The organism is Bartonella sp. AC130YNZD (assembly GCF_042196865.1).
Lineage (GTDB): Bacteria > Pseudomonadota > Alphaproteobacteria > Rhizobiales > Rhizobiaceae > Bartonella.
In genome coordinates, this window is record NZ_JBHIQZ010000001.1 from 20,648 (window position 1) to 33,142 (window position 12,495).

The 12,495-nt window shown below is 36.3% G+C and carries 9 protein-coding genes, 1 tRNA gene and 1 pseudogene; 10 read left to right on the forward strand and 1 reads right to left on the reverse strand.

Annotated features, from left to right (window positions below):
* The first annotated feature begins 354 nt into the window (after positions 1 to 354).
* The 4 genes from ACFINU_RS00085 (at position 355) to ACFINU_RS00100 (ending at position 5,383) form a co-directional block, all read left to right on the forward strand.
* A tRNA-Arg gene (locus ACFINU_RS00085) sits at positions 355 to 431 on the forward strand.
* A gap of 674 nt (positions 432 to 1,105) precedes the next feature.
* A complete protein-coding gene (locus ACFINU_RS00090; RefSeq protein WP_375617551.1) occupies positions 1,106 to 2,779 on the forward strand; it encodes a formate--tetrahydrofolate ligase in 1,674 nt (557 codons plus the stop codon).
* Positions 2,780 to 2,966: 187 nt separating this feature from the next.
* Positions 2,967 to 3,200, forward strand: a complete 234-nt coding sequence (rpsU, locus tag ACFINU_RS00095; protein ID WP_375617550.1) for a 30S ribosomal protein S21 — start codon at positions 2,967 to 2,969, stop codon at positions 3,198 to 3,200.
* 1,622 nt (positions 3,201 to 4,822) lie between these two features.
* Positions 4,823 to 5,383 carry an SH3 domain-containing protein gene (locus ACFINU_RS00100; RefSeq protein ID WP_375617549.1) on the forward strand — a complete coding sequence of 187 codons (561 nt, stop codon included), beginning with the start codon at positions 4,823 to 4,825 and terminating at the stop codon, positions 5,381 to 5,383.
* Between the two features lie 46 nt (positions 5,384 to 5,429).
* On the opposite strand, the gene irrA is transcribed toward ACFINU_RS00100, so the two are convergent.
* Complete coding sequence (irrA, locus tag ACFINU_RS00105) at positions 5,430 to 5,942, reverse strand: iron response transcriptional regulator IrrA (RefSeq protein ID WP_375617548.1); 513 nt, start codon at positions 5,940 to 5,942, stop codon at positions 5,430 to 5,432.
* A gap of 231 nt (positions 5,943 to 6,173) precedes the next feature.
* On the opposite strand from irrA, the gene fabA reads away from it, so the two are divergent.
* The 6 genes and pseudogenes from fabA to ACFINU_RS00135 all read left to right on the forward strand — a co-directional run bounded on the left by fabA (position 6,174) and on the right by ACFINU_RS00135 (position 12,290).
* Positions 6,174 to 6,683, forward strand: a complete 510-nt coding sequence (gene fabA, locus ACFINU_RS00110) for a 3-hydroxyacyl-[acyl-carrier-protein] dehydratase FabA (RefSeq protein WP_273722474.1) — start codon at positions 6,174 to 6,176, stop codon at positions 6,681 to 6,683.
* Positions 6,684 to 6,740: 57 nt separating this feature from the next.
* Positions 6,741 to 7,961, forward strand: coding sequence for a beta-ketoacyl-ACP synthase I (gene fabB / locus ACFINU_RS00115; RefSeq protein ID WP_375617547.1), 1,221 nt, complete (start codon positions 6,741 to 6,743; stop codon positions 7,959 to 7,961).
* A gap of 48 nt (positions 7,962 to 8,009) precedes the next feature.
* Positions 8,010 to 8,828: an enoyl-ACP reductase FabI gene (fabI, locus tag ACFINU_RS00120; RefSeq protein ID WP_375606194.1), complete on the forward strand. Its 819-nt coding sequence runs from the start codon at positions 8,010 to 8,012 to the stop codon at positions 8,826 to 8,828.
* Between the two features lie 832 nt (positions 8,829 to 9,660).
* Positions 9,661 to 9,798 (forward strand): annotated as a pseudogene (locus ACFINU_RS00125) (tail protein X); the annotation flags it as partial.
* Positions 9,798 to 10,799 carry a phage late control D family protein gene (locus ACFINU_RS00130; protein ID WP_375617569.1) on the forward strand — a complete coding sequence of 334 codons (1,002 nt, stop codon included), beginning with the start codon at positions 9,798 to 9,800 and terminating at the stop codon, positions 10,797 to 10,799. The pseudogene ACFINU_RS00125 and the gene ACFINU_RS00130, both read left to right, overlap by 1 nt.
* Positions 10,800 to 12,074: 1,275 nt before the next feature.
* Entirely contained in the window at positions 12,075 to 12,290 is a 216-nt protein-coding gene (locus ACFINU_RS00135) for a DUF4102 domain-containing protein (protein WP_375617546.1), read from the forward strand.
* Positions 12,291 to 12,495 lie beyond the last annotated feature (205 nt).

Genomic DNA, 12,495 nt, shown 5'->3' on the forward strand with positions numbered 1-12,495 from the left:
TGTGCCATCTTCATCTGAAATAGTTTTCAACAGTAATATCGGCGTTTTACACAAAAACCCAACAGCGGGTGTATATATCTTACCCCCACCGCAAAAAAACACATCTCATCTCTGCTTGACTATCTTTCATAGATTAAAACGTCAAGTTAACTATCGTTCATATTGCTTTGTATGGTCATGACAAAAAAATGTTCATATCAAAACCAACTGAAGCCATAATATATTATATCTTTTTTTAAAATATCTCATAAAAAAGAGAAATTTTTTTTATTACTATCCAAGTTTCACTTGCATTTCTTTAATGAAACGATTAGGAACCCTTTGTCTTAGACAATGTAAAAAATTGAAATGTATGCACCCGTAGCTCAGCTGGATAGAGCACCAGACTACGAATCTGGGGGTCAGGAGTTCGAATCTCTTCGGGTGCGCCATCATCAACAATATCTTCTTATAAAGTCAGACTTTTTAAATTCTTTATTTTGTATTTTGTTATTTCATTTTGTTGTGAGTCGTTTCTTTAGCCATTTTGCTAAAATAAGATGTTATGAGTCCTTCAATTCAGCTCTAAGGTGCTTTTATTAGCTTATAATCGTAGCGATTGCATGAGTAGCGTGTGTTGTTGTTTTCTTTTTTCAATCTATGCGCTTGTTTTTGGTCTCTTCCGGATTATACTCTCTACTCAGTTAGGTAATTTTTTACGTGCTTATTTCTAATTATTCCATAACTGGATGCTTCTGGATATTTTATTCCTAGCAGTCCCATCTTAAGAGGGACTTCAGATGTGCCGCCATAAATTCCGGTTTACCACCATGTGAAACTTTTTCAGTGTGTTGTTGGAAAGAATAAATAAACTACTTCTCAAACGTACTACTATGAAACACTTATGGTATCCATTAATATCATCAGCATTTGTTGCAAACCAAAGATTCTTTTTCCTAAAAAACAATAAAACTCTTCTTGTGCTTCTTTAGCATTATCTCTTGCATGGCATATCATCGATTTCTATGATATCTTAATATTTTTCTGTTCTCTATGAATTTTTCTAATTAATCCATGGGGTACAGATCCCAAACGTTAATAAAAGCTAAGTTTAAAGAATTTTTCCATGCCTAAAACTGATATTGAAATTGCTCGCACTGCTAAAAAGCAACATATTATTGAAATTGCACAAAAAATTGGTATCTCACATGAAAATCTCATTCCCTATGGTCATGATAAAGCTAAAATTTCTTCTGAATACATAAAATCGCTTAATAAAAATCCAGATGGTAAACTTATCCTTCTCACAGCTATCAATCCCACACCTGCCGGAGAAGGCAAAACAACAACAACAGTTGGACTAAGTGATGCTCTTAATCTTATTGGTAAAAAAACAATAGCTACCTTGAGAGAACCATCTTTAGGTCCCTGTTTTGGTGTAAAAGGTGGTGCTGCTGGTGGTGGTTATGCGCAAGTCATTCCAATGGATGACCTTAATTTACATTTTACCGGTGATTTTCATGCTATTACAGCTGCTCATAATCTTCTTGCCGCAATGATAGATAATCATCTTTATTGGGGAAACACTCTAAACATTGATCCACGTCGCATTGTTTGGAAACGCGTTCTTGATATGAATGATCGTGCATTGCGCGATATTGTCATTTCATTGGGGGGCATAACAAATGGTTTTCCACGCCAAACAGGTTTTGATATTACTGTTGCATCAGAAATTATGGCGCTTCTTTGTCTCTCTGAAAATTTAGAAAACCTTACACAAAGACTCAAGAAAATTATTGTTGCTTATCGTTATGATAAAACGCCCATCACCGTTGCTGATCTCAATGCGGAAGGTGCAATGGCAGTTCTTCTCAAAGATGCTATACAACCCAATCTCGTACAGACAATTGAAAATAATCCTGTTCTCGTTCATGGAGGACCTTTTGCCAACATTGCTCATGGTTGCAACTCAGTTATAGCAACAAAAACTGCTTTAAAACTTGCTGATTATGTTGTCACAGAAGCAGGGTTTGGAGCAGATCTTGGAGCAGAAAAGTTCTTCAATATCAAATGTAGGCAAGCAGGTATTGTACCAAATGCTACAGTGATCGTCGCAACTATTCGTGCATTAAAAATGAACGGTGGTCTGGATAAAAATAACCTGACAGAAGAAAATATTACCGCTTTAGAAAAAGGAGCTGCCAATCTTTTACGACACATAGAAAATATGAAGCACTACGGTATTCCTTGTGTTGTGGCTATCAATCATTTTGACAGCGATAGCGATGCTGAAATAAAAACATTACAAAAAATAGTTGCAACAACTGGACACAAAGCTATTATCTGTAAGCATTGGGAACAAGGTGGAAAAGGCGCTATAGAACTTGCACAAGAACTCGTTACCTTGATTGAAAAGCACGATTCTGATTTTAAAGTTCTCTATCAAGATGATATTCCACTCGTTCAAAAAATTAATTGTATTATAACAAAGCTATACGGTGGACGTGGCGCCATCATCCCAGCCCCTATTCTCAAACAACTTGAAACTTGGGAAAAAGAAGGTTTTGGCGTCTACCCTATTTGTATGGCAAAAACACCTTATTCTTTTTCTTCTGATCCCAAGCAATACGGCGCTCCTGTTGATTTTGAAATTCCCATACGAGAAGTTCGTCTCTGTGCGGGAGCCGGTTTTATTGTTGTCATTTGTGGAGATGTTATGACCATGCCGGGACTACCCCATTATCCCACGGCTGAAAAAATTCATCTTGACGAAAATGATCAAATACAAGGACTTTCATAAATTTATAACCGTAAATTCTATCATTCATTATAAAAAGCGTTTTATTATAAAAAAAATAGAATTTTAAAAAGCGATATAGACAAATGTCTTATTTATATGATATAAGCGTTTGTCCTTTTGGATATGCCTTTAAAAGGACGTAGGTTTTTTCCTATCATTTATGACACTGAAAAAAGCAGGATAGATAGTGCAAGTACTCGTTCGTGATAATAATGTTGACCAAGCGCTCCGTGCGTTGAAAAAAAAGATGCAGCGTGAAGGTATCTTCCGTGAAATGAAAATGCGTACTTATTATGAGAAGCCATCTGAGAAGCGTGCTCGTGAAAAAGCTGAAGCTATTCGTCGTACACGTAAGCTTGCTCGTAAGCGTGCACAAAGAGAAGGTTTTGTTAGTAACGGACGAACTGTTGCGGTAAAGTAATATACTTTATAATATTATATAATTGCATAAGCAGTAGATAGTAAACTACTAGAAAATTTTATCTTCATAGTTGATTGCAATAAATTGCTTGTGTGTAGGTTTTTGTGTACAATGTTATCTAATATGTTAGTTATTTGAAAATAATAAGATTTCTATCATAGAGGTGGTTTTTATTTCACTCTTATATTTCAAAAAATAGATAACAAACTACACTTGAGGTATTTAAGCGACTTTTTCCTATGTAAATTGAGTGCGGGGTGTTTTATTATCACTTTTCGCTATAATTTTTTCCTTCTGGATATCTCTTACATCACTGCTTCTTATGTACAGTTTCATGATGAATTTCTTTTTTGTCATTAAATATTCTACATCTTTCGATCATCCTAGGTCTGATTACAAAACAAAAATAACTATCGCAATATGCGATTGTGTGTAAAATATAATATCAAATTCATAATCCTCTTTCCCTTCAGTTATGTAACGAAACGATATAATTCCATAACTTTTTATATCTCTTGATTCTGTCTCTCTAAAGGATGACGAATTTCAACCACTGCACTATAGATTCTTTTTTCTTGATAAATTTCTTCTATTCATCACTTATGTAATTACCCTCATCAGTGTATCGAATAAGCCTTTCTATTTCATTCAACTTTCTTCTATACTGAGTTAGAGAAAAAGAAAATTGACAATAAACAGAGAAAACACTGTGTTTTAATATGGATGAATGTGCCTTTTATTACTATTTTTGATGGAAATGTTTTTAAAATTTAAATAACGAGTTAAAGTTTCTAAAGCGGAGATTTGTTATTATAAGTAATCGTTTTTCATATTAAGTAATAATTCTGAATAACGTAAATTTTCTCAACACTTTCTCATATTGAATCAATGAAGATTATTTTCTCGTACATCATAAGCGGGATTCGTACGCAAATAGAATAAAAGCTATTTAAGAAAAAACAAAAAGGCTTCTTATGAATACCATAAATAATAAGAATAGCATAACATTGAAAGCTGGTAAATAGAACGATGAAACCAGCTTATCTACCATACGGATAAGCATTATCATGGCATAAGATTAGAGTGTAGCAAATTTTATAAATGAATTATCACGAAAAAGTATCCTGTTAAAATTAGCCCTTCATATATCAATCTACTCTATAAATGTTGCTCATATTTTTACGCTTAAATGTTTTATTTATCGTATTATTTTGTTCATTCAAAACTTCTTTTCAAGCCACACAATAATCCCTTTACTGAACAGCTCTTTGTTCATAATATGCATACATGGACTTTTACTTTGAGAAACAAACTCAGAAAAGAGATGCAATACTTTAGCCCTAATTTCCTGTACAAAAACTGCTAAGGCTCCAGTATACTTTACTATTTTATCACGCCTACAGCTACATAAAAATCTCATGTTTATTTATATCTACCCCCTCATAAACAAGATAAGCACTAAGAAATACAAACCTTTTGTTTTCCTTATTTTGATATTTTTGTAGCAATTTTTTCATCGTTTAGATCTCTTTAACGAGCAATGTGTCATACTTTTTATCAGTTTCCAGTCTTATCTTTCAGATTTTAAATTTCCAATATATGACGAAATAAAGGAGTTCGGTGTGCAAAATTCTCGTTGGTTTCGCGTTTCAATACTCATATCATGTATCTTAATAGCAATAGTCATTGTATTGGGTTCTCCTCATTTGTTGCATGCACAAACATTTAATCAAAATTTAGGGCCCAGTGGTTTACCACTTCCGCGATTTGCTTCGATTAAACCCACCAGCGTTAATGTACGCGTCGGACCAGGAAGCAACTATTCTATCATTTTTACCTACAAAAAGAAGGGCTTACCTATTGAAATCATTCAAGAATATGATCAATGGCGCAAAATTCGTGATGCAGAAGGCGATGAGGGATGGGTATATCAATCGCTTTTATCGGGAAAGCGAACTGCTATAACTATTCCATGGCAAAAAGATAAAACAAAAAGGCTGATGCTACGAAAAAACCCCACCGACAACGCAAAACTTGTGGCGGAAGTAGAACCTAACGTCATTGGTAACATCCGCCAATGTGATGGACAATGGTGCGAACTAAACATTAATAATACGCGGGGATGGCTTCAGCAACCCCAGTTATGGGGAATCTATCCTGATGAAAAAGTAAAAGGTTGGTGAATACTCAAACTCAACAAGTTTAATTTTTATTCCTCATTGAATATCCTCACTGCCTATCACAAGATTGATTTTTTGGTTTCAATCGCACGATTAAATCAACATGTGAAATTTCCATACCTTCTGGTGGCTTAGGCAAATTTCTAATAATGGGAGCTTCTTCCAAATTATAAGGAATATCAAGAATACGATTTTCGCCTTCTATATAAAAATGGTAGTGATCAGAGGTATTGGTATCAAACCAAGTTTTTGAGCCTTCTACGGCAATAATCCGTAATAATCCCGCTTCCGTAAATTGATGAAGCGTATTATAAACCGTTGCTAAAGATATAGGTACACCTGCCCTCACCGCTTCCTCATAGAGCTCTTCAGCAGTAATATGACGATTTCCTTGAGAAAAAATCATATGTGCAAGTTCCAACCGCTGACGTGTTGGACGCAGACCATTTTGACGCAAACGTTTTTCTAACATAGAAATGGAATAATATTGCACAATTTTTCCACACTCTTTTGTGAACTGCTGCTCTTCATTCATATCTAAATTGTCTGCACTCACTGACATATTATAAACCCAAATATATTCCTGCTAAATAAGATCAAAATACAAAAAAATGGGAATAGTATGGTGTAATCTTGTATTCCATTTTTAAATAATTACCTATGTAGAATACATAAAAAAAGGCTTTTGTCATTAAAAATGATATAAAATCATTTCCCTCTCTTTAAAATTTGCTCTAAAAGTAGGTTGGGAAAAGCGCAGAAATAAAGATATATGCAAATAAATGGAGTAACAATGGCTGAACAAAAGTCTCGCTACACTTATGAAGAGCTTCTAAGCTGCGCTCGCGGCGAAATGTTTGGTAGAGGTAATGCGCAATTGCCAGCACCGCCAATGTTAATGATTCATCGAATCACTCAAATTAGTGAAACTGATGGTAAATACGATAAAGGAATGGTTCGCGCCGAATTTGACATTACACCAGACATGTGGTTCTTTAATTGTCACTTTATAGGCGATCCCGTCATGCCAGGATGTCTCGGACTGGATGGTATGTGGCAATTAACAGGTTTTTTTCTTGGTTGGCTAGGCGAACCAGGCAAAGGAAGAGCAATATCAACAGGTGAAGTAAAGTTATCAGGGATGGTAACTCCACAAACCAAAATTCTTGAATATGAAATAGATTTTAAGCGTATTCGACGTGGAAATTTAGTCTTAGGAATAGCTGATGGGTGGCTAAAAGCAGATGGAGAGACTATTTATAAGGCGAACGATTTACGCGTTGCTTTATTCAAAGAAGATTGAACGTTATTTCCGTCAGAAAGAACTTTTCACTATTCTGTATGGAACGAGGAGGTATGAATGCGTCGAGTTGTTGTAACCGGAATGGGAATTGTCTCCGCAATTGGAAATAACCCTGGAGCTGTTTTAACCAGTTTACGTGAAGCAAAATCCGGAATTTCTTACGCACCTCAATATGCTGAATTAGGCTTTCGTAGCAGAGTTTATGGCAAGCCCGATATTAATATAGAAGAACTCGTAGATCGACGTGCTCTACGTTTTCATGGGCGTGGAACAGCATGGAATCACATCGCCATGGATCAAGCAATTGCTGATGCGGGTCTAGAACCGCATGAAGTATCGAACGAACACACGGGTATTATTATGGGTTCTGGAGGTGCTTCAACACATTCAATCGTAGAAGCTGCTGACATTACACGCCAAAAAGGTCCAAAACGTGTTGGACCTTTTGTTGTCCCTAAAGCGATGAGTTCCACAGCATCTGCAACATTAGCAACTTTCTTTAAAATAAAGGGGATCAATTATTCAATCTCTTCAGCTTGTGCTACCTCCAATCATTGTATTGGTAATGCTTACGAAATGATTCAATATGGTAAACAGAAGCGCATCTTTGCCGGTGGCTGCGAAGATTTGGATTGGACACTATCTGTTTTATTCGATGCCATGGGCGCTATGTCCAGCAGATATAATGACACCCCTCACAAAGCTTCACGTGCTTATGATGTTAATCGTGATGGTTTTGTCATTGCTGGAGGTGCTGGTGTTTTAGTCCTTGAAGATTTAGAACTTGCTAAAGCACGTGGTGCAAAAATCTACGGAGAAATCATTGGATACGGTGCGACATCCGATGGACATGATATGGTTGCCCCATCAGGAGAGGGAGCAGAACGATGCATGCGCATGGCCCTTGCAACAGTCAATAATAAAATTGATTATATCAATCCCCATGCAACAGCAACTCCTGTTGGTGATCCTCCTGAGATAGAAGCTATCCGTCGTGTCTTTGGAACAGGCGATCAATGCCCCCCCATTTCCGCTACCAAATCTCTAACAGGACATTCCTTAGGAGCAGCAGGTGTTCACGAAGCAATCTATACATTGTTAATGATGAATCATAATTTTATTTGTGAAAGTGCCCATATTGAAGAACTTGATCCAGCTTTTGCTGATATGCCTATCGTTCGTGAACGACGTGATCATCAACAACTGAATACCGTATTGTCAAATACTTTTGGCTTTGGCGGTACCAATGCAACGCTTGTTTTCCAACGTTATGTATAAACAAAAGCTCTTAGTAATTGAAAAAAGCACGGTCTTACGGAGAATAATATGAAAGGTTTGATGGAGGGCAAACGCGGCCTTATTATGGGAATTGCGAATGACCATTCAATTGCTTGGGGCATTGCCTGTCAGCTCGCACAAGCAGGAGCTGAATTAGCGTTGACTTATCAAGGAAATGCTTTTGGAAAACGTGTTCATCCCCTAGCAGATAAACTTGGCTGCAAATTAGTGCTAGAGTGTGACGTTGAAAAAAGTGAAAATATTGATTACGTCTTTGAACAACTTGAAAAAGAATGGAAAACCATTGATTTTATTGTCCATGCTATTGGTTTTTCAGATAAAAATCAGCTAAAAGGGCGTTACGTTGATGTTACAACACGTGAAAACTTTCAACGCACGATGGTTATTTCAGCTTATTCCTTTACTGAAATTGCCCAGCGCGCCGGTAAACTTATGCCCAATGGAGGAACACTTTTAACTCTTACCTATGGTGCTTCACAGCAAGTTGTGCCTAATTATAACATCATGGGTGTTGCTAAAGCAGCTTTAGAAGCTATGGTACGTTATTTAGCTGCGGACTTTGGTCCTCAAAATATTCGTGTCAATGCGATTTCCGCTGGTCCTGTTAGAACTTTAGCAGGTAATGGTATTGCAGCTGCACGTGCAATATTTTCACATCAACGGCGTAATGCCCCATTACGGCGTACCGTAAATATTCATGAAATTGGAAAATCTGCTCTTTATCTACTCTCTGACTTATCATCAGGTGTTACAGGTGAAATTCATTATGTTGATTCAGGATATAACATCATGTCTATGCCAATACTTGAAGAACTGAAAAAAAGTGACGATTCCCAAGAAGGATAAATTTTATTTCATTGCACTAAAAAATAAAATCAATCATGTGCATAGTGCTTTAATCGGGTATTGATTACTTTCTCAGCTATATAATAGTGTATTGACTTATAATAATATGGCGTAAGGAATATTTGTAAGAATAAGTCAATACAAAACCAAGATGTACGATGCCCTGTTTCGCAAAATATTTTATAAAAATCCGGAATATTTCTTCAATCCATGGTTGATAAATTTTGTATTTTATGACGTTATTTACCTTACTAAAGCATACGCTTTTGTCGTTGTTGTAGTTTGACACTAGGTTTTATACTAAGTGGGAAAAGGTGGGATTAAGTAGGAATACGTGGTAATTTGTTGTTTTTATGTATAAAATTTAGCATTAAATGCGCGTTTTGTCAAAATAGATTTTGACACCTAAAATTGTAAAAAAGAGCTAAAAAGAGTGAAAATCAGAAAAAAGTGCGTTTTCATGGTAAAAATGAGAGAGGGCTTTGAAAGGTCTTTGAAAACCCTGTGAAAAATTTTGAAAAGTCTGTGAAATCCCAGAAAACCGCCTTTGAAGACCCGGTGAAAAAAATCAATCTAAAAGTTCAATTGACATCAAAATCAGCCAAAAATGACCAAAAAAGCAAAAAAGATTTCCATATATAAGTGGAAATCTCTAAAAATTGAGTAAAAAGTATTTTTTATCAATAATTTATATAAATTTTTTAATGTAAAAAGATTTCCACTTTCATTTTTCATTTTAGAGAGGCATTAAGCTGTATCTTATGTAGTTTTGAAGTATTCTTTTTCAGCCTCTATTTGACGCTTTAAATGCAATTTTAGAAGAGGTAAAAACGGTTATTTAGAAGCCACACTGGAAGCCAATCCAGGTATTGCAGGGTATGGTGCTCTGTTGCCATGGGGCTTAAAGGTCATTCTGCCTGAGTTTGTTAGCCAAGAAAAGAACAGCATGGTGAGGCGGTTATGGGATTAATGCGCACATACCCCTTTATTGTGGTCAAGGTGGAAGACAAACCTGTTCATGAGGTTTTTTACCAGCGTCTTTTAACCGCAACCATTACGGATCATGCCGGTAATGAAGCCGATACATTTGAAGCAGAGTTTGATGATAGTGGTAATGATTTAGAGGTTCCCTCAAGTAACAGTGCGCTACAGGTGATCTTTGGTTATGAGAACAGCATCAGTGCCTTTATGGGGCGTTTTGTTGTCGAATCGGTTGTAAGCTCAGGGGGTAGTGATGGAGAGATTTTGCGCCTTTGTGGCAAAAGCGCCTCGATGCGCAAGGAACTCAAAGAACAGACAAGTGAGCATTTTGATCACAAAACTGTTGGAGAGATTGTCGAAACACTCGCCAAACGTCATGGCTATCAAGCCAAGGTTAGCCCCCAGTTCACTAAAACATCTTTAGCTTATGTGATACGCACAGACCAATCCGCTGTTGATTTTTTAACCCGTCTTGCAGATCGCATGCAGGCGCGTTTTTTAATCAAAGACCATAAGTTTTTATTTTTAAGCGGGGATAATTTACCAGCACTCGAACTTCATAAGCACGACTGTTCTAACTGGGAATTCACGTTAGAGCCACGCACGCAATACGGCACTATTGAAGCTTCTTATTTTGATCGCTCAAAAGGGCAGCAATGCCAAGTCAAGCATCAGACAGGGTTTAGCGGTCCCGTGCGGCGTTTGCGGACTTGTTACACTTGTGAGGAGGAAGCACGAGCTGCTGCTGCTTCCGAATCGGACCGCTTATGTCGTGCTGTGGGCAGTGGCTCTTTGTCTCTTGAGGGACGCCCTGAAATCATGGCGGATCAACCTCTTTTATTGCAAGGGTTTCGCGGCGAAATCAATGGGCCATGGAAAGCCGCTACCGTCACCCACCGCTATGAAAAACAAAGCGGATACACAACAGAAATCACCTTTGAGACACCAAACAAGGGAAAAGAGGCAGGAGAAAAGGAAACCTCTGAGTGACAGAAAATCAAAGGGACAACTTGTCCCTTTGATTGGTGATGAAGGGCATTTAGAGGAATAGGTGCAAGTTGCACCAATTGCTAAAACGAGAAATAGGATCAAGTTGATCCTATTGTGTGAGTACAGCAATAGGGTAATGTTTACCTAATTCCTCAAAGGAGCAATAGTATAACATTGCATAATTGCAGACTGAAGAACAATTCGGTCAACTTGACCGAATTCTTTAAATGCTTCTCCCTTTAATAATGTACTTGAATAATGTGTTTGGGATACAGAAAAATCATCAGTCAATTTGACTAAAAGAGGTGAACACATCTTATATATGTTGCTTCTCAAATAATACGTTCCAACTCAAGGAGTTGATCATCTCAAATTGCGATTTGAGCAGAAAAGAAAAAGGGGCTTTAAATGATCTTTGAAAGGCCTTTGAAGACCCTTTGAGAACACCTTAAAAACTCTTTGAAAAAAAATAAATTGGTACAAAACCTAGTGGCAAAATATACAAAACCCGCTGGCAAGCTACAGTTGCTTATAAATCAATCCCCAGCCCTCATGCCACCGTAGTTTGAAAAAGAGATTAGAGAATTATTAAAATCCTTAGTTTCAGCTTTTGTGTAGCAAATTGAAAAAAATATTCCTACCGTTTGATTTATTCTTGAAACGCAAATACAATCTAATTTAGGATGAATATGAAGGCGTAAAGAAATCAATCATTAATCTTACTATTATTCTTTAATGAAAGCATTTCTCTAATGTATCTGGTAAAATAGAACGCCCCAAAATACTATAGCTGTTGCTCTTTCATGCATTTTTTTTAAAGATATCTCTCAATGCACGCCATTCCATTTCACAATGGTACCTGTAGAACGTATAAAAAATCCTTGTGAAGTACATAAAATCCTTTTTTTACCACCATTTTAATGTTTATACAGATGACAAACCAACACCGTCATTTTACTTGCCATGTTCTAATATTGAAACAACCCTTGACACTTGAGATGATTCATTAGAAGTATCTTTAATAATTTTTATCCACATATTAATCTACTTGTGACAAGTAAACGCATATTTTTAATTAATTCAATACAAAAATAAATTATTCATATAAACCAATTTATTATCTTTATAATCAGATTATTCTTTCAGTTTAAATGACAGCCACAAACAAGTACAATAACATTTTTTTCAATCTTAGACTTTCAAAGTTATAATTCCAAAAATCATTTCTTACATATAAAAAACAGAATTGACATGTGAGAAAATAAAAGGCTTAAAGTGCCTAGAGCTGTCTCAACATTGGGGGGTGTAATGATGCTCGGCTTCCTCCTTCATAAACGTAAAAATGGGGATGTGCACAATGGCTTTATCGGTTACACTATTCACGGTCACCGTCGCGAAGTGGACTTGGAAGTTTTAAGAGAGGTCTCTTTAAAACAAGCACGTGAATATATAACAGCAATCGTGTTTTTTTGGGCGTTCTATTTTATCTGACACATCAGAGAAATGCTTTCATTAGAAAATGAGAAAAATAAAGGTGTGAGATAATCTCCATTATTTAAAAGATATTGCTTTAGATAGCGTAAAACTGAATTTAAAAATGATTGTAGAAATGGGAACCGATTTTCAGGTTTAAAATTTCATCTTCTTCCCAAATTAGATTGTCTTCTTGTTTTAAAGAATTACAAAAACAGAGATT